Here is a 24,242-nt window from a genome sequence, read left to right as displayed (position 1 = left end):
GAAACTGCGGGTCCTTCGGTTTTTTGTGGTCCGGGGCGGCTCCGGGCCTAGCCGGCCGCCGGCTGTGTTCCCGGTATCCTTGGAGGAGCACCAATTCCCAGGAAGGCCTCCGCACCCAATGCCCGACCGCACAGAGACTCTGAGCACCCTGTTGTGATCAAACGCGCGCTGAGGGCCTTCCCTGAGGGCATCGACCCCAAGTCCGGCGTGCCCAAGCACAGGCAGCTGGAGGAAATCCTGCGCAGGTTCATAGCCCAGCACGCGCCTCCCGGAACGGCAGTACCTTCCGAGCGGGAGCTTGCCGAACACTTCAAAGTGGCCCGCATGACCGTCCGGCAGGCCATCGATGCCCTGGTCGCAGACGAAGTCCTGGAGCGCGTCGTAGGAATCGGGACGTTCGTTGCCCGGCAGAAGATGGACCTCCAGATCAAGCTCACGTCCTACAGCGAGGAGATGCACCGCCGCGGGATGGTGCCCGACGCGCGGGTTCTCACCTTTGAGCAGGTGCCGGCATCCCATCTGGTAGCTCGCGAGCTGCAGATTGACCAGGGACAGCCCGTGATCCGGTTCCGCCGCCAGCTGCTGGCCGACGGGGAACCGATGAGTGTCGACGAGAACTTCATCCCGGCGTGGCACGTACCCGGCATGCTCGAGGAAGAGCCGCCGACGTCGCTCTACCGCGTGCTCAGCGAGCGGTACGGGATGGTGATCGAGTGGGGCGAGGACACCATCGAGGCTACGGCAGCAACAGCTTCCACCGCGCGCCTGCTCAACGTGGACCTCGGAGCGCCGCTGCTGAAGATCCAGCGCCATGCCTATGTTTCCCGGTCCATGGTGGACTACTCGGTCTCTTACTACCGTGCTGACCGCTACAAGCTCTGGGTGCCCCTTCAGCGTCCAGGAATCCGGACACCGCGCACTTACCACCCCGGCCGCCACCAGGCGACCTGAACCAAGAATGGAGGGATCGCCGAATGGAGATCCTGAGGATGTACAAGCAGGACCCGCCCCGGGGAATGCTCTTTAGGGAAGCCGTCTACGAGCCGGAGGACGGTTCGCTGATGGTGACCAAGGGCCGGGTTGGACACGAAGGCACTGTATCCATCCGCGAGAACGTAGACAGCACAGACTCACAGAGACTGCTGAAGGAATTCGCGGAGGCGGGTGCAGGGGAGGGGTTTGCCGAGATCCCCGAAGACCAGCATCACTGGGTGATCGCGCAGTACGCCCTGAAGTCCAAGGACGGAACCGAACGCGACCGGTACCTGGAACACAAGGCCTCGACGGCCATTGGCACGTATTTCGCGTGGCGGGGCCTCGGCTCCGTCGAAGAGTCTGGCTTCAGCCCGTACAAGCTGAACATCCTGTGCCTGGTGCCTGACGTGAAGCTTGCCGTGAAGGGGATTCAGGTAGCCATCCGGGAGAGCCGCCTGGACTTCACCAAACTAAGCATTGGCTCGGCGCCGTTCGCGGACCTGGAGCATCCGGTGCGCCGGTACCCTCTGCCCTCCAGGGTTCCGTTCGAGCTTTAGGCGGAAGGCGTCCAGCCCTTTTACTTCTCCTGAACAACGAAGAAGCCCCCGGCCAGCAATGCTGGCCGGGGGCTTCCGTCGATATTGGTGCTAGTGCTTCTCGATCGAAGCAGGCGCATCATCCACTTCGCTTGCCTCAACTTCGGCAGGCGCTTCATGGTGATGAGCGGCTTCAAGTTCAGCCGGCGTCACCGGAGCAACGCGGTCTTCGAAGAAGAACCGGGAGAGCGCTCCGCGGCGCTTTTCGCTGCGGCTGATCTTGCCCTTGGCATCCGGCTGGGCCGGGGTAACCTCGGGGGACTCAAAGGCAACGAGCTTGTAGCGCTTGAACTCGTCCAGCGGCTCGTGCACCTCGATGTACTCGCCGTGCGGCAGGCGGACAATGCGTCCGCTCTCCACGCCGTGGAGCACAATCTCGCGGTCCTTGCGCTGCAGAGCCAGGGCGATGCGGCGGGCCACAATGAATCCGATGACCGGTCCGAAGAAGAACAGGAAGCGGAGCCAGTAAGTCACGTCGTTCAGCGACACCAGGAAGTGCGTGGCGATGAGGTCGGAGCTGGCAGCAGCCCACATGACGCAGTAGAAGATAACGCCGGCAACACCGATGCCGGTGCGGGTCGGAGCGTTACGCGGGCGGTCCAGCAGGTTGTGGATCCGCTTGTCCTTGGTGACCCAGGCTTCGATCCACGGCCATGTGAACAGCAGGGTGAAGACGATGCCGGCAGGTACCAGGGCGGGGAGCAGCACGTTCAGGGAGAGCGTGTTGACGCCCCAGGGGAACGGAATGTTCCATTCGAACGGGAAGCCGAACAGCCAGCCCGGCATCAGGCGCAGGGCGCCGTCAACCCAGCCGATGTACCAGTCAGGCTGGGTGCCTGCGGATACGGGGGAGGGGTCGTAGGGGCCGTAGTTCCAGATCGGGTTGATCGTGAAGACCGCCGAGATGAAGGCGATGATGCCGAAGACGATGAAGAAGAATCCACCGGCCTTCGCTGCGTAGACAGGTCCAACGGGGTAGCCGACAACGTTGTTGTTGGTACGGCCCGGGCCGCGCCACTGGGTGTGCTTGTGGATAACGACCATGAACAGGTGGATGGCGATCATCAGCAGGATCAGGGCGGGAACCAGGAGGATGTGCAGGACGTAAAGTCGTCCAATCACAGCCGTGCCGGGGAACTCCCCGCCGAAGAGGAAGAAGCTGATGTAGGTACCAACAACCGGGACAGCCTTGATAACGCCGTCGATGATGCGCAGGCCGTTGCCGGAAAGCAGGTCATCGGGGAGCGAGTAGCCGGTGAAGCCGGCAGCCAGGGCCAGGATGAGCAGCACGCCGCCCACAACCCAGTTCAGTTCGCGGGGCTTGCGGAACGCGCCGGTGAAGAAGACGCGGAGCATGTGCACCGATACGGAGGCAACGAACAGCAGGGCCGACCAGTGGTGGACCTGGCGCATGAAGAGGCCGCCGCGGACGTCGAAGGAAATATCCAGCGACGAAGCATAGGCGACGGACATCTCTACGCCCTTGAGGGGAACGTAGCTGCCTTCGTAGTGGGTTTCCGCCATGGACGGATCAAAGAAGAACGTCAGGAACGTTCCGGAGAGGAGCAGGATGACGAAGCTGTAGAGCGCCACTTCACCAAACATGAAGGACCAGTGGTCAGGAAAGACCTTGCGGCCGAACTCCTTGACCATCATCGAGCCGCTGACGCGGGTGTCGACGAAGTTGGTGATGCGCCCGAGCTTGGTCTTCGGCTCGTAGGTGCCGGTTACAGAGGTAGCACTCATGATCAGCCACGCTCCCAGTAGCTCGGTCCAACGGGTTCAGTGAAGTCGCTGGTGGCAATGAGGTAGCCCTCGTCGTCAACGGCGATCGGCAGCTGCGGCAGTGGACGGACGGCCGGACCGAAGATGACAGCGCATTCCTGGGTCAGGTCGAAGGTGGACTGGTGGCACGGGCACAGCAGGTGGTGCGTGTGCTGTTCGTAGAGTGCCACCGGGCAGCCAACGTGGGTGCAGATCTTGGAGTAGGCAACGATGCCGTCCACGGACCAGTCTTCGCGTCCGGGGGAGGGGTTCAGCTCGGAAGGATCCAGGCGCATCAGCAGGACAACTGCCTTGGCCTTTTCTTCGAGCTTGTGCTCGGCGTCGTTCAGGCCCTCGGGAATCACGTGGAAGGCAGAACCGAGGGTGACGTCGGAAGCCTTGATCGGAGTTCCGCTGGGGTCGCGGGTAAGGCGCACGCCGTTGTCCCACATGGTGTGGCGCAGGACATCGCCGGGCAGCGGACCGAGGTCACGGAAGAGCACGATCGCGGGAAGCGGAGCCAGTGCCATGGCACCCAGGAGGGTGTTGCGGATCAGCGGGCGGCGCTTGATGCCGGTCTCTTCGATGATGTCGCCGATCATCTTCTCGGCAACAACGCGGTCCTCTTCCGGACGGATCTCGTGGCGTTCCTCGATGACTTCGTGGTCCGGCATGAGCGTCTTGGCCCAGTGGACAATGCCAACGCCGATGCCGAGCATGGCGAACGCGGTGCCCAGACCCAGGAACAGGTTCTGGATGCGCAGGGTGCCAATGCTCTCATCCAGGCGGATAAAGAAATATCCGTAGAAAAACAGGAGCGTACCGAGTGCGGAGATGGCGAAAAGAATCGCCACCTGCTTCTCGGACCGCTTCTCAGCCCGGGGATCCGTGTCGGCCAGGCGAGGACGGTGCGGGGGAAGTCCAGGATTCTGGAACTCCCCTTCTTCGCCCTGGCCAGCCGTAGCAACGGTGCCCGAGGTGTTCGGACTGCCGTGACTATGGTCGCCCATGATCCCCCTCATCCTTCTCTTGAAACTGCATTAGTAGACCTATGTGTAACTGTGATGTCACCCCGGGGGGTGAGCGCGGCGATGACTAGGAAGACCGGGAGGTCAACCAGATTGTGAAAGCGATGATCAGGCCCAGGCCGGCTGTCCAGATGAACAGGCCTTCGGAGACCGGACCGAGTGAACCGAGTTCGGCTCCACCGGGGGAACCGTTGGCTTCGATGTTCTTGAGGAACGTGATGATGTCCTGCTTCTCCTCGGGGGAGAGGTTCGCGTCAGAGAAGACGGGCATGTTCTGCGGGCCTGTGACCATGGCCTCGTAGATGTGCTGTTCGCTGACGCCTTCCAGGGCCGGAGCGAACTTGCCGCGGGTCAGGGCGCCGCCTGCACCTGCAGCGTTGTGGCACATGGCGCAGTTGACGCGGAACAGTTCGCCGCCGGCAGCGGCGTCGCCGCTGGTCTCCAGGTACTGCTCTTCCGGAACGGACGGGCCGGCACCGAGGGATGCAACGTAAGCGGCCATCTGTGCGGTCTGTTCTTCGTTGAACTGCTGCGGCTTCTGCTGTGCCTGCGGGCCCTGCATGGCCATCGGCATGCGGCCGGTGCCGACCTGGAAATCGACGGACGCGGCACCGACGCCTACGAGGGACGGGCCGTTCTCGGTTCCGCTGGCCTCCATGCCGTGGCAGGTGGCGCAGTTCGCAATGAAGAGCTTCTCGCCCTGCTGCACATCATCGGCAGTGTAGGTAGTGGCGGCCTGGGCTTCGTTCGCTCCGGAAGCAGCCGCATAGATGCCGCCGGTAACGATGAGGCCCAGCAGCAGCAGTGCTACTGCTGCCAGGGGATGACGTCGCCTTTGCGATAGTGCCTTCACTTAGTGGTTCCTAACTTGTGTGGTCTTTGGGTTACTCGTGCCACTTTGAATATTGCTGTGGTGCTGCCCTGAAGCGGACTACTTGAGGAAGTAGATGATGACGAAGAGGGCAATCCAGACCACGTCGACGAAGTGCCAGTAGTAGGACGTCACGATCGCTGAGGTCGCCTCGAAGTGCCCGAACCGCTTGGCGGCGTAGGCGCGTCCGATGATGAACAGGAATGCGATCAGGCCGCCGGCCACGTGCAGGCCGTGGAAACCGGTGGTGATGTAGAACGAGGAGCCGTAGGCGTTGGAGGAGAGCGAGATCCCGTGGGACACGAGTTCTGCGTACTCGAAGGCCTGGACGGCTACGAAGATGGCGCCGAGGAAGAAGGTCAGGTAGAACCACTCGACCATTCCCCAACGGGCAATCTGGAAGAGCCCGCCGGTGCGGCGCGGCTGGAGCCGCTCAGCGGCGAAGACGCCGAACTGGCAGGAGAAGGAGCTGGAAACAAGGATCACCGTGTTCACAAAGGCGAACGGCACGTTCAGCTTGGCTGTCTCGATCTCCCACATCTCGCCCGAGGTGGAGCGGAGAGTGAAGTACATCGCGAAAAGCGCAGCAAAGAACATGAGTTCGCTGGAGAGCCACACCACGGTCCCTACGGAGACCATATTGGGGCGGTTCAGCGTGGGGTGAGCCGGGGTACTGGGGGCATGGGTCGCTGTTGTCACATAGACATTATGGCCGTAAAACTGCCCAGTTCACCAACAGAACCAGACGAACGGCGCGTCTGGTTCGTTCCCAAACCGCTCACTTCCCAGCAACGGCGCGGAACTTGCCGTCCGGAAACAAATCAGCATTTTCTACGATTCGTAGATAACCTAGAGCGTGTGAGTAAGTTTTCGAGTTCCGAGCACACCTGGCCGTCGCTTATTACCGCGCTCATCGCGGGGCAGGACCTGAGTTCTGAACAAACCTGGTGGGCGATGGACACGATCATGGCGGGGGATGCATCCGACGCGCAGATCGCGGGCTTCCTGGTTGCGCTGCGCGCCAAGGGCGAAAGCGTGGAGGAACTCACAGGACTGGTGGAGGCCATGCTGGCCAATGCCCGTCCCATCGACATTCCGGGCGAGACCCTGGACATTGTGGGAACCGGCGGTGACAGGCATAACACTGTCAATATCTCTTCCATGGCCGCACTGGTGTGTGCCGGTGCCGGCGCCAAAGTGGTCAAGCACGGCAACCGCGCGGCGTCGTCCTCCTCGGGTTCCGCAGACGTCATTGAAGCGCTGGGCGTGCGGCTGGACCTCCCCGTGGACCGCGTTGCCCGTTCCGCAGTCGAAGCAGGTATTACGTTCTGCTTCGCGCAGGTCTTCCATCCCTCGATGCGCTTTGCCGCGGTTGCGCGCCGGGACATGGGCGTCGCAACCGCCTTCAACTTCATGGGCCCCCTGACCAATCCCTCACGTCCCTCCGCTTCAGCCATAGGCGTGGCAGACGAGCGCCTTGCACCGCTGATTGCGGGTGTACTGGCGGCACGCGGGGTGCGTGCGCTGGTATTCCGCGGCGGCGATGGGCTCGATGAGCTGACCACCACCGGCACCTCTACCGTCTGGGAGGTCCGTAACGGCACCGTAGAGCGGTCGACAGTGGATCCAATGGACCTCGGGATACCCAGGGCCACCCTGGACGATCTGCGGGGCGGGGACGCGGCCGCGAACGCTGCCGTCGTGCTGAGCGTGCTGGCAGGGGACCGGGGCCCGGTCCGGGACGCCGTGCTGCTCAATGCGGCCGCTGCGCTGGTGGCCCTGGATCCAGCCGCGGAGGGAACCCTGACCGAACGGCTGCGGGCAGGCCTGCGCCGGGCAGAAGAGTCCGTGGACAGCGGCCAGGCCCGCAAGGCTCTGGACCGCTGGGTGGAAGTTACCCAGTAGCCGGGCAGTCCGGCCATATGCACTAAGAATTAAACGAAAAAGGGGAGGCTGACCGGTTGGTCCGCCTCCCCTTCGCGTGGGCTCGTTAGGGGCCGAAATGACGTGGATTACGGGGAAAATTCGTTACCCGAACGTTGTCTTCGGCGCCCTTCTGCTAGGAAAAATCGGTGTTTTAGGGGCCTAACTATCCGTCGAAACCCAGTGAGAACGCGGCGTCGAGGTCATGTTTTGAGTAAGCCCGGAAGGCAATCTGAGTGGTGGTGCCGATCACACCCGGGACCTTCGAGAGCCGGTTGGCAATCGCGTCGGCCAGATCCTCGTGGCGGCGGACGCGGGCGACCGCAATCAGGTCCCACTCTCCGGTGACCGAGTAGACCTCGCTGATGCCTTCAATCTCGGAGATTTCCTCCGCGCACTCCGGAATCCGGGCCGAGTCGGTCTGGATGAGTACGAAAGCGGTGATCATGGCTTGCCTTTCCTTCTGCTGGGCACCTGTGTCAGGCCCTGTTTATGAGCCTAGTGGAATCGTGGCGTGCGCGCCCGCGCGTGGCAAGTGATGCCGTGAGGCGGGGAAGCAGCAGGAAAGCTCCGAGGACACCAAAGGTGACCAGCTGGAAGCTGAACGCTGTACCGCCGCCGGCCAGCGCCCGCACCGCCAGGCCGCCTCCGGCTGTGATTACCCACAGGAGAACCCCGTGCGGCCAGAGGGATGCCGGACGGCGCCACAGGCGCAGCAGTGCCCAGGCAGCCAGCGCAGCAGCAATGAAGGGGGATGCGGTGATCAGGACACCGGCGGGATCCACGCCGTGGGCATGGGTGTCCCGGCCCAGTGCCACAAAAACGATGATGAGTACGACGTCGGCGGCCAGCTGGACGGGCCAGAGCCGGGTTCCGCGGTTCATTGGCTGGCTCCGGCAGTGCCGCCGCCGTGTTCGCGGATGTAAGGCACAAGGAGTTCGCGGACAAGTCGTCCGACCTGCTGCAGGTCCTTGCCGGACTCCAGGAGGCGGGTTCCGGTGTGCACGATGGCATTGATGAGTTCGGCAGTGCTGTGCGGGTCTTCGGTGCCGAGATCCTTCAGGGCTCCTACCAGCGGGTCCAGGATCGCCTGGTGCATGCGGGCGCTCTGGGCGTCGAGTTCCTCGCTGGGTGCCACGGATGCCAGGGCGCTGCCAACGGCATGTTCGCCCTCGGCAACCAGGGCGATATTCGTAAGGACATACGCAAGGATCCGGTCGGCCGGCTCCGTTTCGGCGCTCATGGCGTCCTCTACGCGCTGTGCCCAGCGTGGAAAGACGTCCATTACCAGTGCATTCAGCAGGTCGGTGCGGGACTTGTAGTACTGGTAGGCGCTGGGCCGTGCGAGCCCTGCGAGGGCTGCTACCTCAGCCATGCTTGGCGCTTCGCCGGTACGGGCCAGGAGCGTCCTTGCGGCGTCCAGGAGGGCCCTTTGCTGTGCGGCACGGTGTTCAGCCACCGTCGGCGCGGTAATGCGGGGCAAAGAGCCCTCCTGTTCGTGCAGTATCTAGCTTGCGAGCCGGCCGTCGACCATCTCTACGACCCGGTCGCAGTGATGGAGGACGTCATGGTCGTGGGTAACCATAACAGTAGCAACCCCGAACTCATGGGTTTCCCGGGCGAGAAGCTCCACTACGTCCTGGCTCCGCTTGCGGTCCAGGGCAGCCGTGGGCTCATCCACCAGGAGCACCGTGGGCTTGGAGACCAGTGCGCGGGCGATGCCTACGCGCTGGCGTTCTCCGCCGGAGAGCTGGTCGGGGCGGCTGTCGAGCTTGTGGCCCATGCCCACGGCGTCGAGCAGCTGCTTGGCGTTGAACTTCCCCTTCATCTTTGCCATCCGGTGAATCAGCTCCAGCTGCTCGGAAGCCGTGAGGGCAGGGATGAGGTTGCCGGACTGGAATACAAAACCGATGTTCTCCAGCCGGAACCGGGCCTTGGCAGCCTTGCTGAGGGTGGAGATGTCCGTGCCGTTCACGCTTACCAGCCCGCTGTCCGGAGTGGCCAGCGCACCGGCTACTGCGAGCAGCGAGGACTTGCCCGCTCCTGAGGGGCCGACGACGGCGACGAGCTCGCCCGGCTCGACGGCCAGGGATACGTTGTCCAGGGCCTGGACGGTGCTTTCGCCGTCGCCCAGAGCCATGTTGGCGTTTTCGATGCGCAGGCCGCGGGTGCTGACCTTTGCGCCGGAGGTGTGAGTCTGTGTGCTCATCGCTGTCCTCCTAGGGCAGCCAGGGGATCAACCCGGGAAATTCGGACGATGGCTATTGCAGCACCGAGGATGCCCATGATGATTGTCACAGCCGTTGCGGTGGTGATGGGGCCCGCCTCAAGTGCGAACGGCATGGCGCTGCCGGAGAGCCATGCTCCCATGCCAAGGCCTGCGGCGACGCCGACGGCGGTGGACAGGACCAGGATTACGACGGCCTGGAAAATGCCGTCGCGCAGCAGGTAGCCGGTGGAGGCTCCGACGGCGCGGAGTACTGCCAGCTCGTGCTTGCGCTGGATCGTCCACACGGTGAAGAACGCTCCGACAACCAGCGCGCAGATTGCGTAGAGGAAAACCTGGATCATTTCCAGTGTCATCGTCTCGGCGGTGTAGCCGGGGGAAGCGTCGAAGGAGTCTTTGAGGGTGGAGGTGACGGTCCCTGCGGCGGCGTCACCTGCAGCGAAGTCCAGCTCTGCGCCGTCTTCAGCCTTGATGGCGAGGGCGCTGGCGGTGTCGAAGTCCAGGGCGGCAATGTCGGCCTCGGCCGGTGCGCCGGGCTGGGACTGTCCGCTTGCAATGTACTGCCAGGTTTCCAGCGGCAGGTAGGCCATATCGACGTGGCCGAAGGTGGCCTGGCTGTCGGTGTAGCCGACAACGGTGAGTTCAACGTCGAGGCGGTCCAGTGTGATTACGGAACCGAGTTCGATCCCGGCATCTTCCGCGGTGGGGGAGACAACGATTTCGTTGACGGCCTGGATGGCCCGTCCGTCACCCACAGCCGGGGCGAGGAAAGAGCCGGTGTCGATGCCGAAGAGGGACAGGTCAACCTGGGTGCCGTCTTCGGTGACGCCGTTGACGATCGTGGAACCCAGCATGGTGACTTCCTCTACACCCTCCTGGGTGCTCCAGGCTTCGGCCTGGGAAGGATCAACGATGCTGCGGGAGAAGGCATTGTCGGTTTTGGTGCCTTCGTTGAAGGCAATGGCCGATGCCGGCATGGACTTAAGGCCGGACACCCCGTCATTTACGAGCCCGGATGACAGGCCGGAGAGAAGGACCATCAGAACGGCAATGAGGGCGATGACGCCGCCCATTAATCCGAACCGGGCCCGAGCGAAACGCAGTTCGCGCAGCGCTAGGAACATGTGAAACCCCTTGGTTGTTTGGGTATGTAAGTTGCTGACGCTTAGTCAGGAACATACCAACATCATGTCACTATGATCTCACGCTGCCAAACAGGCGGGGCATTATGCGGCCCGAAGAACCCCGTTGGCTATCGGAGAGGCATGTGCCTCTGCTGTGCTTGAGACGTGACCAGGGTGCGGGAAGCATGGCACCGCCTGCGGCATTCCCGGGCGGTGCGGTGGATCAGCGTCGCCGTCATCATGCTCCTGGTGTTCGAATATGCGGTGCTGCCGCAGATCCTCGGCTCGGAGAACGTCATCAGTGCCCTGCAGCGCCTGCCGGTGGTACTGCTGGTGGCGGCGGTGGCCTTGGAGGCTTTGTCGCTTTGCTGTTACAGCGCACTGACTTCCGTAGTGCTTCCGGGGTCGGTGAAGCCCCGGTACTTCACCCTGCTTCGCATCGACTTGAGCGACCTAGCCGTCAACCACGTTGTACCCGGGGGTGGGACGACCTCCGCCGCACTGCGGTACGAGCTCCTGACCCGGTCGGGCGTGCGGCCCCAGAATGCGCTGAGCGCAGCGATGGTCCAGGTTGTCGGAGCCAACCTGGTACTCGGGGTCCTGTTCGGGGTTGGAGTGCTCACCGCGCTTGGTGAGGTGCGGACCAACCGGTACTTCGTCACGGCGGGGATCATAGTGCTGGTGCTCCTGACCCTGAGCCTCGGTGTGCTCTCGGTGCTGGACCGTCATCTGGACGCGGCCGTTCGGGTGGCACGCAGAACAGCGCGGCTGGTCCGGATCATCAAGCCCGATTCGGCAGAACGCTTCGTGCGGACCATGGCAGCTGAAACCGCCATGTTCCGCAGCGATCCGCGCCGCCTGGTCCGGGCGCTGGTCCTCTCGGTCTGTTACTGGGGCTTCGATGCCGCCTGTCTGTGGACGTTCCTGGCAGCTTTTGGCCACGCCCTGGGGCCCGGCGAGCTGCTCATTGCCTATTCCCTGGCGAATCTGGTGGCCCTGGCGCCGCTGACTCCCGGGGGAGTGGGACTGGTCGAAGGAGTCCTCGTGCCCACTCTGGCCGGATTCGGCGCACCCAACGATGCGGCTGTCCTGGCGGTCCTGTCCTGGCGGATCCTCAACTTCTGGCTGCCGATACCAGTCGGCGGGCTGGCCTGGCTGTCGCTGCGCTTTGGCGTGCTGCGCGGCAGTACGCAACCCGGTGGGCGTCTCAAAAAGGGCGGTGCGTGACGGTCCTAGTGCAGGTGGCTCATCCAGTCCGGCGGGACGCGCCCGGCCGGCCCAGGCACGGGCTGGTCTGCCGGATGCGCTTGGGGCGGGGCCAGCTGCGGTCCGGTGACTGCGGAATCCTGCGGATAGCTGTAAAACCAGTCTTCACCCGGTTCATAACTGCGGATAACCGGATGCCCGGTGGCCTGTTCGTGGGCCGTGGCGTGCTGGCCCGGTGATGTGTCGCAGCAGCCAATATGGCCGCACTCAGCGCAGCGCCTCAGGTGGAACCACCACCCTTCGGCCTCAGTGCACTCCACGCAGCCGGGCCCCGTGGGCGGAACAGCGGGATTGATGCCTGGTACGGATTCCATGGCGGCCTCCTCTGACGCACGGCTGGAGTCCCCCACAGTAGCGACTCCCGGCCGCGCCCAGAAGCGGTTACGGGAAAACGACGGGGGCCGCCTTACCCCTCGGGCTCGGTCCCGGCGCCGGGCGCCTCGCCTGAGTAGCCAACGGTGAGTGTGTCCAGGACCGTCTGCCGGGTAAACACCCCGCTTCCCGGTTCCGTTTCGGTCAGCAGGTCGATGGTGAACAGAACCGTAGTGCTTGCGGCCGAGGGGTTGGCAGGGAGCGCAAAGCCGGATGTGTAGGCATACGGCGGTTCAAGTGCGAAGCTTCCCTGGTCATTTGTGAGCTCCATGCCGAGGGCGTCCACCCGGGCATTGAAACGGGTGACCCGGACGGCTCCCGGACCCGGCGCGCCGTCGATCTTCACGCTCACGTTGATGATCGGCGAGGATTCAGGTGTCCAGCCGGCCGGGTCCTCGTTGGTCCAGTAGTCCAGCACGAGAGTGTGCGAGGCCGCCCCGAGGCGGTGGCTGGTGGAACCCTCCGCCAGTTCGTTTTCTGCCGCGGGTCCCGGTTCCCGGGTTTCTGCACGGCTTTCCGAGGAGTCTCTGCTGCCTGGGAACCCGGGGACTGAGCACGCCTGCAGTCCCGGTACCAGTACCGCGGCGGCCGCAATGCCCATGATCCGTCCTGCCCTGGATGCCCGGCGGTTTACGCCCGTCATACCTTGAACCCCCGGTGCCGGCGCAGTGCCTTGCGCAGCATGAAGAGCGTCTGGACAAGCGTGGTGATGTACAGGATCGGCCAGCCGATGGCCAGCACGGCGGACTGCACGCCACCGGGAAGGTTGAGCCACGCGAAGGTCAGGCCCGCGATGATGACCAGGGCAACCAGGGCGGGCATCAGGAAACCGTAGCCTGCGCCCCGCTCCGCCCGGGCCTGTGCGGCCCAGTTGTCGGTTTGCTGCTTGGAGAAGAACTTGGCCCAGGCGCGGACAAAATGACCGATTCGCAGCCAAAGGTAGAGCTCAGCCGGGACCGCGAGTAAGGCGAAGGCGATATCCCGTGCGCTCCGGTCCTTGAGGGACAGAGCGATGCGGAAATTAAGGAGCACGGCAACCAGCGGCGGGATGAGCCAGAACCAGTAGAAGACGTACGCACCTATGCTGAGCGAGGCGGCGAGCAGCAGGATGAAACCCATTCGGGTGACGATATTGAACAGCATGGAGACGTTCTCGCTCCAGCGCAGCCGCAGGTTCGGGTGCAGCGGCTGGCCCGGTGTATTGCTCCGCTGTCCCGGCCACATCAGGTCGATTGCCCCGTAGTTCCATTTCACCTGCTGGCCGTCCAGTGCCCGCAGGGTCTCCATGCCTCCCACTGAGGCACGGGCCCGGGCTGAAATCTTGGTGGCGTAGCCGATGCTTTTGATCTGCAGTGAGAGCAGCGAATCCTCAACCTCTGAGTCCTTGACCCACGGCGTGGCCTGGCGGTTGTCCACCATGACGTTCTTCAGGGCATCCATCGACAGGATGGAGCACTGGCCGCCCAGGACCGCCATGTTCCGGCCCCGCAGCAGATTGTCCATATTGAAGGCGGCGAACTGCGCCCGCTGCCCGGTTGTGAGGTATTTGGCGATCATGCCCTTCTTCGGCTCGGCGACCGTGTAGATCGCCGAGACGCCGCCGACCCGGGGATCGCTGAGGATCTCTTTCTCAAGGTGCTCTACGGCGTGCTTATCCAGGATTGTGTCCCCGTCCACTCCGAGGAAGTAGTCGTAGTCGTCGCAGACCTGGCTGAAGCCGTAATTGAGGGCGCCGACCTTCTTGTCCGTATTGACGCCGATGTCGTGGACAAAAACCTCGGTCTGGAAGGTGAGGTCCTGGTACGTGTGTTCGTGGGGCCCGGCGAACTCCCTGGCAAGGTAGAACGTCTCGTCATCGGTGTTATTGATGACCACATGGATGACGTCCGGCAGCCGTGTCTGCTTCAGGAGTGCGTTGAGGACATCGACTATGGTGTCCTCTTCGTTGTAGGCCGGAATGACGCAGGCAATGGTTGCCCGGTCCGATGATTTCTCTGCTGTCTTCCGCTGGACCACTTTCAAGTAGCCGGCGTTGGGCAGTTCCTGATCCGTGAGCATGGAGCCTTCCTCTAGGCGTCTGTAGCACCGCTTGCAGTCGCCATTTTTACAGCGGAAATACTCGAGTAATCGAAAGTTTCCCGCAGGAATTGCTCAAATTTGGACTCAGTCCAGAAATGTTGACTCGGAGTACGGGTGTCCAGTCGGGGCAGTTGGGCTCAGCGCGTGCAGGATGCCCGGTTACCTGGATGACAGGGCAGCGTCAGAGCAGCTGGGCCAGGACTGCAGCTGCGGCCAGCAGAAGCATGAGGGCTCCCTGAACCGGTTTGGTCAGCCGGGCGGCTTTGCCCAGCAGCCCGTCGGGCACCTGGTGCATAAGCCAGTTGCGGCCGGCGTTTATTTTGCGCATTGCGACGTACCCCTTTCGGCAGGATCTCCGGCGATGCCTGCACTAGTTTTTAGTGTGCGTTCTCCCGGCGGCCTGTTTCCAACCGGAGAGCCATGATCTTCGCTACGGGCGGGCGTGGGGAAAGGAACACCCTTACTGCGCCGGTGCCTGCGCTCAATGTCGTGCCGGGCACAACCGCCGGTGAAGTCGCACACTGCGGCCGCCGGCGTGCCCCGGGGTGAAGCGGAATCGCGCCGGGATGCATTCAGGGCAGCGTCCTACCCTGAAAAAATGAAGATTCTGCCCCTGGCGGCAGCAGGGTTCATGGCTGGAGCCGTAGCCGCAGCCGGAACACTGGCCGCAACAGCTATCCATAAAGATCCAAGACCCTCGGCACTGTTTATCCGCGGAGTGTTTTCAAGCGGCGGCAAGGTCCAGCTGCGCACGCTTCGAAAGCATGTGCCGTCCGGGGGAGTCAGGGCGCACCGCTCGCTTCCGTACCTGGGCCGCAGCGGCCGCCAGTCCATGGACCTCTTCCTGCCCATGGACACCGGTGACGGTCCCCATCCCGTGGTTGTCTGGGTGCACGGAGGTGCGTGGATATCCGGCTCCAAGGAGAACGTTGCTCCATACCTGGAAATCCTGTCCGGCCAGGGCTACGCGGTAGCCGGGGCCGGATATTCAATTTCTCCCGAAGCCAGTTACCCCCAGGCCGTGATCGAGCTGAACCAGGCGCTCGGATACCTGCGGGAACATGCGGGGGAGTACGGCCTTGATCCGGACCGGATTGTCCTGGCCGGTGATTCTGCCGGGGCCCAGCTGGCCGCGCAGCTGGCACTGATCATCACGGACCCTGACTACGCCGGCCGGACCGGGGTAACCCCGGCCGCAGCACCGGAACATCTTCGCGGGATGCTCCTGTTCTGTGGTGTATACGATCTGAAGACCATGTCGAAGCTAACCGGTCCGCTGGGCTGGGGCTTCCGGACCGCGCTCTGGGCTTACACCGGCAGCAAGGACTGGGCGTCCACTCCCGCAGCGGAGCATATGTCGATCGTCGACCACGTCAGCGCCAAGTTCCCGCCGTCATTCATATCCGGCGGCAACGGCGACTACCTCACCGAGCAGCAGTCCAAGCCGCTGGCTGACAGGCTCGAGCAACTGGGCGTCCCGGTGGTCCGCAGGTTCTGGCCCAAGGACCACAAGCCTGCCCTGGGACATGAATACCAGTTCAAGCTTCAGCTGCGGGAAGCGCGGATGGCACTGGCGGAGACGCTCAATTTCCTGGATACGGTGACCGGGGAAAAAACGGTTCCGGTCCGCTCCGACTTCCAAGCTACGGCTTAGCGACCGGCGCGGCATAGAAATGCCGGTCCACCCCAATGAAGGGTGCGGACCGGCATTTCGCTGTGGGCTAGGACTGCCAGATGTCGTCGCCGCGCAGGGTGGCGTCTGCGCCGCCGTCGCAGTAGATGGTCTGGCCGGCGAGGTGGGAGTTCTCTTCGCTGGCAAGCCAGGCAAGGAGCCGGGCGATGACAACGGGCTCAGAGTGGCCGTTTAGCGGCATCGGCACGTTTTCGTCGACCATCTTGACGCCCTCGGGCGTGGCCAGGAGCTCCTTGGTCATTGCGGTCAGCACGGTGCCCGGTGCAACGGCGTTCAACGGGATGCCGTTGCCTGCGTAGAGATCGCTGACCGAAGCGCGGCGGACCCAACGGCTGAGGGCACGTTTGGAGGACGGGTAGTTCAGGTATCCGATCTGCGGACCCTGGTCGGCAAGCTTCTGTCCGATCTGGCGGGCCAGGGCCTCGTCTCCGGCCAGCATGGCATCGACCAGCTCGGGGGAGTTGGGCTGCAGCGAGGCCATGGAACTGACTACGACGGCGCGCGGGGCCTCGCTGCGTGCCAGTACCGGGGCGAGGCGGTCAAGGAACTCGGTGACTCCGAAGAAATTGACGGAGACCGTCAGCGGAACCGGGGCAGAAATGCCGGCGCAGGCAATGACGGCATCTATGGTGCCGCCGGCAAGCTCCACGGCGCGGTCAACGGCGATCTGGCGTCCCTCGGGGGTGCTGAGGTCGGCTTCTACCTCGGCGTTGCGCAGGTCAACACCAATGACGGTGTTGCCCCGTTCTTTCAGCAGCTGCGCAGTGGCTGCGCCAATGCCGGAGGCGGACCCGGTGACGATATAAGTACGTGTAGTCATACTTCGAGACTACTCCCGGTTTCCGCGTGGTATAGCGGCTGCGGAGCGCTTGCGTCCCTGCCGGGGCAGAATGGAAATCTGCCGTGTGAATGTGCCGCCGGGGGACCCCTTCCGAAACGCTACTGGTAACCCGGCATGTGCCTAACCGGCCAATTCCTACCACTTCGGGCCGATTCTTCGGTTCCGGCGCGTGTCAGGGTGGCTGGGGCCGCCATCCCTGATTAGTCCTTGCTTTGGGATCTCACAAGTTCGGGGTACGCCTTCCAGCGGGCACCAGCGCGTTGTTCGTGGATGTCCATCACCTGATAGCTGTAGCCCAAGGCATCGGCTGCAATGGCCGGCGGTCCGACGCCGACCTGCCCGAAGGCATCCTGGCCGTCCGGGCTGATGTCACGGACTCAGAAAGCATCGACGAAGCCTTCAAGGAAGTCGAAGCAGCCCATGGCCCCGTGGACGTCCTGGTGGCCAACGCCGGAATCGCCAACGACAAGCTGCTCCTGCGCATTTGCGAGGCGGACTTCACCTCCGTCGTCGACACCAACCTCACCGGCGCTTTCCGTGCCGTGAAGCGCGCGTCCAAGGGCATGATGAAAAGCGCAGCGGGCGCATCGTCCTGGTCTCATCCGTGTCCGCTATCTACGGCGCCGCCGGCCAGATCAACTACTCAGCGTCCAAGGCCGGGCTCATCGGCATCGCACGGTCCCTGACGCGGGAGCTGGGGTCCAGGGGGATCACTGCGAACGTCATCATGCCCGGCTTCGTGAAGACCGACATGTTCAACGAAGTCTCCGACGAGATGCAGGCCCACTATCTCGAAGGAATCCCGGCGGGACGCTTTGCTGAGCCGGAAGAGGTCGCCCGGGTGATCCGCTGGCTATCCTCCGATGAAGCCCCTTACAGCTCCGGAGCTGTCATCCCCGTCGACGGCGACGGCAGCATGGGGCACTAGCGGCAGCCGCGCTCTCCTGCCCGCGCCGGGACTTGCGGCCGGCGCGGGGTGCCGGGCCCGTACAAGTAGCCCGATACTCTCTGGTGGCTGCGCATTACTCGGCATCAGCGGCGAGTTTGGAGCGCACGAGTGTAGAGCTCCGGGTCATTCCTTGTCTCAGCTGAGACGACTAGGTGGCTGTCGTTTAGACGCTGAGCGAAGTACCCCAAATAGGGGAGCACGATGATTGTCGTAAGCCCGTCTTGCCATGCCTTGACCAGCGCCGGAAGGCTATCTTGTTCGGAGCTGGAAGGGAAGTCCGGCATTGTCTGTCTGTCCCAGGCGCTGAAGGCCACCAGGTCTAACCCGTCTTCGCCGTATTCGACTGGCCAGAACGGTGGCACAATCGGGTGCAGCCCCTGCCCAGGACTGGAGAGATTCTGCATCTCTTCCTGTGAGAGTGGCGCATCTTGAACCCTGCTCACATTGAACCAGGCCCAGCTGCGGCCCCATTCCTGCTTCCAGCGTTCGTCCCACACCTCGCGGCGTGCGGACTCCGGGATCTTAGATGCACCTATCGAAGGCACAGGGCTGAGTTCCGGGATCTCGATGTCCTGGGCGATCATCCAGGCCTGCCGGATGAAGAGCAGCATCTTCAGATTCTGCGCGTGGTCGTCAATCCGGATGGCCATATCCTCTGGCCAAACAGTCCCCCGTTTATGCCTTATTCCCCGCATAGCGACTCCTTCCTTTGTCGGACGGACCGAGACTGGTCGATGGTGCCCAGCATCGCATTCGGCTTGCCTTCAGTAAATGGTTCGCTTCAAGCCAGAGGCCCCGATCGGAAATGTCCTCTCCAATCGGGGCCTCTGTGCCGTCTTTACGAGTACCAGAGGTCCCCGGGCGTCATCGAACCGCAGACAGCACCAATCCGGGTGGTCACGGTGCCGGTGGAGACCCACCCGTTGTAGGGTTTGCCGGCGAACGAGATGGAGCGGCTGGTGGACCAGTTGCCAATTAGAGGTGCGAACCCGTCAAGGTTGTAGACCTGATAACCCGACGATGATGACACGGCAACTCGCCAAGTGTGTTTGAACGCCGCACCGAACCACGGCTTTATGGCGTATGCAGTGAAAAAGCTCTTACCGGCGCCGGTGAGGGTGGCCGTCCCGCAATTGCCATCGACAGTACCCATAATGCTCACCTCGCCTGACGCCGGAGCATCCTTTGGCAGGTAGAACGCACCATTCATTGAGCCCTGGGGCTCGGTGTCTGGAATCGAGTACTTTACACCCCTTTCATCGGTCCGAATATCGTAGCCATTTTGTTTGGCCACCTTTGCATCGAAACCGATAAATTCCATGTCGACAGTGGTTTCCAATGGCTGAGTCAATTGAGAGTCCTTGGCGACTGCTGGAGCAAGTCCTACTCCGACAACCAGGAATGCAGATGCTGCGGCCGCCGTGAAGGCGCGACGAATTGCGGTAACTACCATGTATCCCCCTAGGTATGGCTGCCAAAGTCGGCAGGTGCGGCAGAGTCTACGTAAGCGTCACTTATGAGTAAATAGTCAATGCTCGGCCTTAAAAAGGCCGTGTCGGAAACTCCTCCGGATAGGGGCTAAGTGGTACTGGCCTACTGGTAACCCGGCATTTGCCTAACCGGCCAATTCCTACCACTTCGGGCCGATTCTTCGGTTCCGGCGCGTGTCAGGGTGGCTGGGGCCGCCATCCCTGATTAGTCCTTGCTTTGGGATCTCACAAGTTCGGGGTACGCCTTCCAGCGGGCACCAGCGCGTTGTTCGTGGATGTCCATCACCTGATAGCTGTAGCCCAAGGCATCGGCTGCAATGGCCGGCGGTATCAACAGGACAAGTTCCTGGAGGGTTGCATTCTTTGCTCCCTGCAAATCGATTCCCACCTCACGCAATCGAATCATGAGGCGGTTCGCGCTAATGTGCTCGCCCGGGCTGAATCCGGGAAAGCACCAGGGCGAGCCTGGGTTGGAGGCGGTATTCGTATTTGGCCGGTTGGCGAGGTAGTCCTTGAAGACTGGGCTGAAAACGACTGGGACTTCGATCGGGTCCTCGCCGAAAATGACCTGCAAACCACCGTCGTCGGAGTGCAAAAACTGCTCCATCTTCATGGCGGCGACTCGCGTGAGGGGCTGGCCGAAGAGGAGCATGAGTAGGCATGCAGCGCGGTCGCCGGAGTCAAGTTCATCATCGTCTAGAGCACGGCGAATCAACTCCAGACGACGGTCTTGGCTAAGTCGGGGAAGCGTCTTGGCTACGCGGTACGGGAAGTCGAGTTTAGGGATGTGCCGGGCTCCCATGGCCCATCTGGCGAACGTGCGGGCGAGGCTTCGGGTTGTTGGCCCTCCCGCCAGCCAATCGTTGATGTCCTCCTGGGTGCATTCACCAGGGTCCTTTCCGCGCCCGTCCAAGAACTCGAGGAACTCGATGGCCGTCGAGGTGGACTGACGAGCACTCAGCAGGGTGCCTTCCTTGAGGCTGTTGTGGCTGGCCAGATGGCGCATCCGGTTCAAGTGGACGAACCTCGCGAATTGCGCGATTAGCCGCTTGCGCTTCGGGGAGGGGACTTTCAGCAACTTCTGGTCGAGCCAGATTTCAAACCGTTCGATGCGCCCGTTGCGTTCCTCGATCATTTCCTAACTCATCATCAGTTTGCGCAGATGCTGAACTTTTCCCGGTGTCGGGTGCTGAGTAAATGTTTCGTGTGTGAGGGAGGCTGAGCCGGTCCCCAGGGCGCGCAGCAGCTCATTCGCCGGCTTATTGGTAATCATCCAGACCCTGGCACTGCGCGCGTTCGCTTGTGTTGTTAGTGCCCGATAAAGCGGGAGCATATGCTCAGCGATGCCGCCGTGCTCATCGCGCAGCAGATCTCCGAGGTCATCTTTCAGGCAGCAACGCGCGCAGAGACCCGTCCGGACCGGCTCATCCTCAACTCCACACCTGGTGCAGTGGAAGTTTGCCGGAATTTGGGCGCAATCCACGCAAACAGTCTCCCCGGAAGGGGAGAGGCCGGGCAGGAGCCGCTGTTCCCCGCAGCCGGGGCAGACCCCGTGGATGCGAGTGATCCGCTGATGACAGCGCCGGCAGATGCTGCCTTCCGGCCACGTGACGGCAAACTTCACACCTGTGCGGGTGCAGCGGGCGCAGGTCCGGGGACTGCTGTTCATCGGTCGGTGGGGCGGATCCGGGCACGCCGTGGCCGGATGGTTTCATTCAGCGATATGGGCTCGGCCGTGCTGCCAACGGTCCGTCGAAGCCGGCTCTTGGATGATACCGCTTCGAAGTGGCAGAGATCCTCGACGGAGCATTCCAGGGCGTCGGTAATCGCACCCAGCAGCGCCAATGACATACGTTCCGGCTTCTGCCCTACCAGCCGGTATATCTGTGAGTCCGACAAGGTGATGCCGCGGTCGGTGAGCAAGGGGAGCAGGTCTGAAATGTTGTTCAGGCCTCTGGCTGCCATGATCTCCCGGAGCCGCCATTTGTGTTCGATACGCCGATTCATTCTCTGCCTCTCATTCCGCTGTCTGGCCTAGTTCGGCAGCCATTTGGTTGAAGGCTTGCTGCACCACACGGTTCCGGTAATCGGGGGATACGCCAGTGTAGATCGACGTGGTGGAACCATGTTCATGCCCGACCTGTTGCTGCACGAAGAACGCGTCGTATCCGTCCTCGATAAGGTGTGTGACGTAGGAGCGGCGCAGTGAGTGGAAGTCCAGGCCGTCGCCAAGGCCTGCTTCTCTCCGGATGACGGTGAATGCCCGGCTGAGGGCATCAGCCGTCATCGCTCCGTTGCGCTCGGATGGGAATACGTAGTCGTTGGTCTGCGCTGAGCCGATTCGGGGCCGGATGTCATCGATCCAGTCCCGGAGACAGTCGACTGCCCAATCGGCTTGGGGCACGGTGACGACCGTTCGGTGCTTGGGCGGCGATCCGGCCTTGGCTTTCCCATGGCGCACGTAAACCATCCCGAAACCCCGGAAGCTTTTGGCGGCCGGGTTGCGCCCGAAGTCCGCCAGCTCCAGTTGCCGGACCTCATTGCGTCTCAGTCCCCATGCGTAGGCAGTTTTCATCATCGTTGCGAGCCTGAACCAGGCCGCCCAGCCTTTGTGGCCGGACCGCTGGGCAGCCACGACATGGTTGTCCGCGCAGTCGAAGAGGACCTGCAATTCTTCCCGGGTGTAGGGGCGCTTCTTCGGACCGCCCATAGAGTCTTCGCGATGCCTTGCCGTGTTCCATTCGAAGGCTATTTGCGCAGGATGGGTTCCGAACCGCTTCAGGCACTCTTCAGCCCAGCCGTAACTTGAATCAGTCACATACTCCATGAAGAGCCGGACCGATCCTTGATAGTTGAGCATCGTCGAGTGGCTAACACCGCGGACCCCGCGAAGTTCCAGGGAGAAGTCATCCATGTCTGTCACCTCCCAGTGCCACGGGTACTTTTCCGTGAACCGCCTGAACCGTTCGATGTTCGCGATTCGCTGGTCGATTGTCGTGAAGGACAGGTTGCGGCCTAGCTGCTGGTTGCACCATCCATTGAGCATCTCCACCCACACAAGTTCCTCGGGATGGAGTACGGGCAGGCCCTGGGCCAGCTGAAGGGGGACAACCCCGGGCGGTAAACCCGTCATGTTCGTCTCTGCGTCATGTGCGAAACTTTCGCATATTATGCGAACTTGGTCAATCGTCGTACTAAAACGCCTAGTCAGACACCGGTTTGGGCAGGCCGCCCGCGTCGATGAAGAATCATCCAGCGTTCTTCTTCGGGCTGTCATTACGCCTTGTTCCCCGGATTCACGCGCCAAACGGGGCAGGTGTCAGCGGACCGGCCTATTCGCACTTTCCGGGAATGTGCCGTCTTCTAGTTGACATAATGTAGATTATCGGCGAACGAGGCAGGGGCCTGAAAGGAGTCCCCCCGGGCGTTTGTACCAACCCTTGGGCCAAGTGCCGATCCTCTCCGTAACGCGGCCGCGGTTGTGCCGGGCCTGATCCGGTCAAATGCTTTTGGCGCGCCGCAAAGCGATCCGTGCTGCGCAGGCCAGGATTTCGCACGAGGTACCTCACGTGTTTTTGCTCATGTTCGCCGTGTTCGCGTCCGCGTTCTTGGGTTGACATAATCTCCCCCGCAGCCAGCTGCGCGGCCGTGGACAGGTTTACATAACGCCTGTCTGTTCGGCGGGAACAAATCGGCGGGGTGCTTCGTTGTAGGTGGCGTTGACCTGCAAAGATGCTGGAGATTCCGCTGAAAGGCGGCTGTTGGCCCTTGATGGACGAGGGCTTGCTTCCCTGGATGCGTGATGTCCTGCGGCCTGGGTGGTCTCCCGGTGCCGGAGCAGATCATCAGGGTTATCTATTTTTTTCACAGTTGGACCTATTCAGAAGCCGTTTGGTGTGTTAGACGGCTTCGGCTATATGATCTACGCTCGAACCCCCCACGATTTCAGGAGAAAAGCACTACACATGGCTACCGATTACGATGCACCCCGCGTCAAAGAAGAAGACCAGCCCACGGACTCTTTGGAGGGGCTGAAGGCCCAGCAGCGCGGCGGAGCGATGACGGCAGTTATCGACGTCGAGGAATCTGACGCCATCGACGGGTTCGACCTCCCCGGCGCGGACCTCTCCGGTGAAGAACTGCTGATCAAGGTTGTCCCGGCACAGGCAGACGAATTCACCTGCATGTCCTGCTTCCTGGTCCGCCACCGCTCCCAGATCGCCCTGGAGAAGAAGAACGGCGACAAGTACTGCGTGGACTGCGAGGGTTAAGACTCTCCCCCGCACAAAGACGACTGAAGCTGCCCGTATCGCACCTGATACGGGCAGCTTCTGCGTTCCGGAAGGGCTGCGCTGTCGGCCAGGGTTCCGCGGGACCCTAAAATGGAGCCGTGATCTACGAATCCGGTGCAGCAGAGTCTCCTGCTGCCATACGTTCCCTGGTCCTGCCGATGCTCGAGGAGGAGCTGGTACCCATAGTCCAGCTGGGGCACCCGGTGCTCCGCCGGCCTGCTGTCCCCTTCGACGGACAGCTGGACCCTGAGGAGCTCAAGGCACTGACCGCCTTGATGCGCCGCGTCATGCACCATGCCCCCGGCGTCGGACTCGCAGCACCCCAGATCGGAATACCGCTGCGGCTGGCTGTACTGGAAGACGCCTACGCCCCGGATCCGGAAGCTGCTGAGGTCCGGGAACGCACGCCGCTGGATTTCTTCACCATCATCAATCCGCGCTACGAACCCCTGGACGGCAGGACTGCCGCCTTCTACGAGGGATGTCTGTCCTTCGAGGGTTATCAGGGCGTGGTGGAACGGCACCATTCCGTGCGGCTGGATTACGACGACGAGCTGGGGAACGTGCAGCAGCGCACTTTCTCCGGCTGGCCGGCACGGATCGTCCAGCACGAAACCGACCATCTCAACGGCGTCGTCTATGTGGACAAGGTCATGACCCGTTCACTCACTTCCAACGCTGAGTACATCCGCTGGGCGGCGCCGGAAATCGACGAAGCCCGGCGCGTCCTGGGGTTCTAGCCCAGGACGCAC

26 protein-coding genes and 1 pseudogene are annotated in these 24,242 nt (G+C 62.5%); 8 read left to right on the top strand and 19 right to left on the bottom strand.

The window, feature by feature from the left end:
• The first annotated feature begins 156 nt into the window (after positions 1 to 156).
• The gene (locus tag FYJ28_RS02335) at positions 157 to 951 is read left to right on the top strand and encodes a GntR family transcriptional regulator (protein WP_326831471.1); all 795 of its coding nucleotides are present in this window, start codon (positions 157 to 159) and stop codon (positions 949 to 951) included.
• Positions 952 to 974: 23 nt separating this feature from the next.
• The gene (locus tag FYJ28_RS02330; protein WP_055241045.1) at positions 975 to 1,532 is read left to right on the top strand and encodes a hypothetical protein; all 558 of its coding nucleotides are present in this window, start codon (positions 975 to 977) and stop codon (positions 1,530 to 1,532) included.
• A 90-nt stretch (positions 1,533 to 1,622) separates the two neighbouring features.
• On the opposite strand, the gene qcrB is transcribed toward FYJ28_RS02330, so the two are convergent.
• The 4 genes from qcrB to ctaE all read right to left on the bottom strand — a co-directional run bounded on the left by qcrB (position 1,623) and on the right by ctaE (position 5,933).
• Complete coding sequence (gene qcrB, locus FYJ28_RS02325) at positions 1,623 to 3,317, bottom strand: cytochrome bc1 complex cytochrome b subunit (RefSeq protein ID WP_055241046.1); 1,695 nt, start codon at positions 3,315 to 3,317, stop codon at positions 1,623 to 1,625.
• 2 nt (positions 3,318 to 3,319) lie between these two features.
• Positions 3,320 to 4,345, bottom strand: coding sequence for a cytochrome bc1 complex Rieske iron-sulfur subunit (gene qcrA / locus FYJ28_RS02320; RefSeq protein ID WP_055241047.1), 1,026 nt, complete (start codon positions 4,343 to 4,345; stop codon positions 3,320 to 3,322).
• 85 nt (positions 4,346 to 4,430) lie between these two features.
• Entirely contained in the window at positions 4,431 to 5,216 is a 786-nt protein-coding gene (qcrC, locus tag FYJ28_RS02315; protein ID WP_055241048.1) for a cytochrome bc1 complex diheme cytochrome c subunit, read from the bottom strand.
• 78 nt (positions 5,217 to 5,294) lie between these two features.
• Positions 5,295 to 5,933, bottom strand: coding sequence for an aa3-type cytochrome oxidase subunit III (ctaE, locus tag FYJ28_RS02310; protein ID WP_082413525.1), 639 nt, complete (start codon positions 5,931 to 5,933; stop codon positions 5,295 to 5,297).
• A gap of 159 nt (positions 5,934 to 6,092) precedes the next feature.
• Between ctaE and trpD the strand changes: the two genes are divergently transcribed.
• Complete coding sequence (gene trpD, locus FYJ28_RS02305; RefSeq protein ID WP_326831451.1) at positions 6,093 to 7,139, top strand: anthranilate phosphoribosyltransferase; 1,047 nt, start codon at positions 6,093 to 6,095, stop codon at positions 7,137 to 7,139.
• A 184-nt stretch (positions 7,140 to 7,323) separates the two neighbouring features.
• On the opposite strand, the gene FYJ28_RS02300 is transcribed toward trpD, so the two are convergent.
• Genes FYJ28_RS02300 through FYJ28_RS02280 form a run of 5 tightly spaced genes read right to left on the bottom strand, consistent with a single transcriptional unit; the run spans position 7,324 to position 10,508 of the window.
• On the bottom strand, positions 7,324 to 7,605 hold the full coding sequence (locus tag FYJ28_RS02300; RefSeq protein WP_055241050.1) for an Lrp/AsnC family transcriptional regulator: 282 nt from the start codon (positions 7,603 to 7,605) through the stop codon (positions 7,324 to 7,326).
• A 31-nt stretch (positions 7,606 to 7,636) separates the two neighbouring features.
• Positions 7,637 to 8,041 carry a DUF3054 domain-containing protein gene (locus FYJ28_RS02295; RefSeq protein ID WP_154578119.1) on the bottom strand — a complete coding sequence of 135 codons (405 nt, stop codon included), beginning with the start codon at positions 8,039 to 8,041 and terminating at the stop codon, positions 7,637 to 7,639.
• Complete coding sequence (locus FYJ28_RS02290) at positions 8,038 to 8,640, bottom strand: TetR/AcrR family transcriptional regulator (RefSeq protein WP_154578118.1); 603 nt, start codon at positions 8,638 to 8,640, stop codon at positions 8,038 to 8,040. Before FYJ28_RS02290 ends, FYJ28_RS02295 begins: the two co-directional genes overlap by 4 nt.
• Before the next feature lie 24 nt (positions 8,641 to 8,664).
• A complete protein-coding gene (locus FYJ28_RS02285) occupies positions 8,665 to 9,366 on the bottom strand; it encodes an ABC transporter ATP-binding protein (RefSeq protein ID WP_055241053.1) in 702 nt (233 codons plus the stop codon).
• Positions 9,363 to 10,508: an ABC transporter permease gene (locus FYJ28_RS02280; protein WP_154578117.1), complete on the bottom strand. Its 1,146-nt coding sequence runs from the start codon at positions 10,506 to 10,508 to the stop codon at positions 9,363 to 9,365. Before FYJ28_RS02280 ends, FYJ28_RS02285 begins: the two co-directional genes overlap by 4 nt.
• A gap of 165 nt (positions 10,509 to 10,673) precedes the next feature.
• On the opposite strand from FYJ28_RS02280, the gene FYJ28_RS02275 reads away from it, so the two are divergent.
• Complete coding sequence (locus FYJ28_RS02275; protein WP_055241055.1) at positions 10,674 to 11,735, top strand: lysylphosphatidylglycerol synthase transmembrane domain-containing protein; 1,062 nt, start codon at positions 10,674 to 10,676, stop codon at positions 11,733 to 11,735.
• 5 nt (positions 11,736 to 11,740) lie between these two features.
• Here FYJ28_RS02275 and FYJ28_RS02270 read toward each other — a convergent pair whose 3' ends face one another.
• The 4 genes from FYJ28_RS02270 to FYJ28_RS02255 form a co-directional block, all read right to left on the bottom strand.
• Positions 11,741 to 12,088 carry a UBP-type zinc finger domain-containing protein gene (locus FYJ28_RS02270; RefSeq protein WP_154578116.1) on the bottom strand — a complete coding sequence of 116 codons (348 nt, stop codon included), beginning with the start codon at positions 12,086 to 12,088 and terminating at the stop codon, positions 11,741 to 11,743.
• A gap of 92 nt (positions 12,089 to 12,180) precedes the next feature.
• Complete coding sequence (locus tag FYJ28_RS02265; protein WP_154578115.1) at positions 12,181 to 12,789, bottom strand: hypothetical protein; 609 nt, start codon at positions 12,787 to 12,789, stop codon at positions 12,181 to 12,183.
• Complete coding sequence (locus FYJ28_RS02260; RefSeq protein WP_154578114.1) at positions 12,786 to 14,204, bottom strand: glycosyltransferase family 2 protein; 1,419 nt, start codon at positions 14,202 to 14,204, stop codon at positions 12,786 to 12,788. Before FYJ28_RS02260 ends, FYJ28_RS02265 begins: the two co-directional genes overlap by 4 nt.
• A gap of 202 nt (positions 14,205 to 14,406) precedes the next feature.
• Positions 14,407 to 14,553, bottom strand: coding sequence for a hypothetical protein (locus tag FYJ28_RS02255; protein WP_154578113.1), 147 nt, complete (start codon positions 14,551 to 14,553; stop codon positions 14,407 to 14,409).
• A gap of 270 nt (positions 14,554 to 14,823) precedes the next feature.
• On the opposite strand from FYJ28_RS02255, the gene FYJ28_RS02250 reads away from it, so the two are divergent.
• Complete coding sequence (locus tag FYJ28_RS02250; protein ID WP_160317931.1) at positions 14,824 to 15,879, top strand: alpha/beta hydrolase; 1,056 nt, start codon at positions 14,824 to 14,826, stop codon at positions 15,877 to 15,879.
• Positions 15,880 to 15,946: 67 nt separating this feature from the next.
• On the opposite strand, the gene FYJ28_RS02245 is transcribed toward FYJ28_RS02250, so the two are convergent.
• Positions 15,947 to 16,738 carry an SDR family oxidoreductase gene (locus tag FYJ28_RS02245; protein WP_055241060.1) on the bottom strand — a complete coding sequence of 264 codons (792 nt, stop codon included), beginning with the start codon at positions 16,736 to 16,738 and terminating at the stop codon, positions 15,947 to 15,949.
• Between the two features lie 341 nt (positions 16,739 to 17,079).
• Between FYJ28_RS02245 and FYJ28_RS02240 the strand changes: the two are divergent.
• A pseudogene (locus FYJ28_RS02240) lies at positions 17,080 to 17,687 on the top strand (SDR family oxidoreductase); the annotation flags it as partial.
• A 104-nt stretch (positions 17,688 to 17,791) separates the two neighbouring features.
• Here the strand turns inward: FYJ28_RS02240 and FYJ28_RS02235 are convergent.
• The 5 genes from FYJ28_RS02235 to FYJ28_RS02215 form a co-directional block, all read right to left on the bottom strand.
• Entirely contained in the window at positions 17,792 to 18,358 is a 567-nt protein-coding gene (locus tag FYJ28_RS02235; RefSeq protein ID WP_154578112.1) for a hypothetical protein, read from the bottom strand.
• Between the two features lie 188 nt (positions 18,359 to 18,546).
• Positions 18,547 to 19,161 (bottom strand): hypothetical protein, encoded by a 615-nt coding sequence (locus tag FYJ28_RS02230; protein WP_154578111.1) that lies wholly within the window; start codon positions 19,159 to 19,161, stop codon positions 18,547 to 18,549.
• Between the two features lie 242 nt (positions 19,162 to 19,403).
• Positions 19,404 to 20,333, bottom strand: coding sequence for a hypothetical protein (locus FYJ28_RS02225; protein ID WP_154578110.1), 930 nt, complete (start codon positions 20,331 to 20,333; stop codon positions 19,404 to 19,406).
• A gap of 530 nt (positions 20,334 to 20,863) precedes the next feature.
• A complete protein-coding gene (locus FYJ28_RS02220) occupies positions 20,864 to 21,205 on the bottom strand; it encodes a helix-turn-helix domain-containing protein (RefSeq protein WP_154578109.1) in 342 nt (113 codons plus the stop codon).
• Positions 21,206 to 21,215: 10 nt separating this feature from the next.
• Complete coding sequence (locus tag FYJ28_RS02215) at positions 21,216 to 22,244, bottom strand: tyrosine-type recombinase/integrase (RefSeq protein ID WP_227896917.1); 1,029 nt, start codon at positions 22,242 to 22,244, stop codon at positions 21,216 to 21,218.
• Positions 22,245 to 23,163: 919 nt separating this feature from the next.
• On the opposite strand from FYJ28_RS02215, the gene FYJ28_RS02210 reads away from it, so the two are divergent.
• Together FYJ28_RS02210 and FYJ28_RS02205 are read left to right on the top strand one after the other, a co-directional pair.
• Positions 23,164 to 23,469 carry a DUF4193 domain-containing protein gene (locus FYJ28_RS02210; RefSeq protein ID WP_055241061.1) on the top strand — a complete coding sequence of 102 codons (306 nt, stop codon included), beginning with the start codon at positions 23,164 to 23,166 and terminating at the stop codon, positions 23,467 to 23,469.
• A gap of 179 nt (positions 23,470 to 23,648) precedes the next feature.
• Positions 23,649 to 24,230, top strand: a complete 582-nt coding sequence (locus FYJ28_RS02205) for a peptide deformylase (protein WP_154578223.1) — start codon at positions 23,649 to 23,651, stop codon at positions 24,228 to 24,230.
• Positions 24,231 to 24,242 lie beyond the last annotated feature (12 nt).

Source organism: Arthrobacter sp. BL-252-APC-1A, from assembly GCF_009696625.1.
Taxonomy (GTDB): Bacteria; Actinomycetota; Actinomycetes; order Actinomycetales; family Micrococcaceae; genus Arthrobacter_B.
Note: the sequence above shows the minus strand (reverse complement) of the source record. Positions and strands in the feature narration are given on the sequence as shown.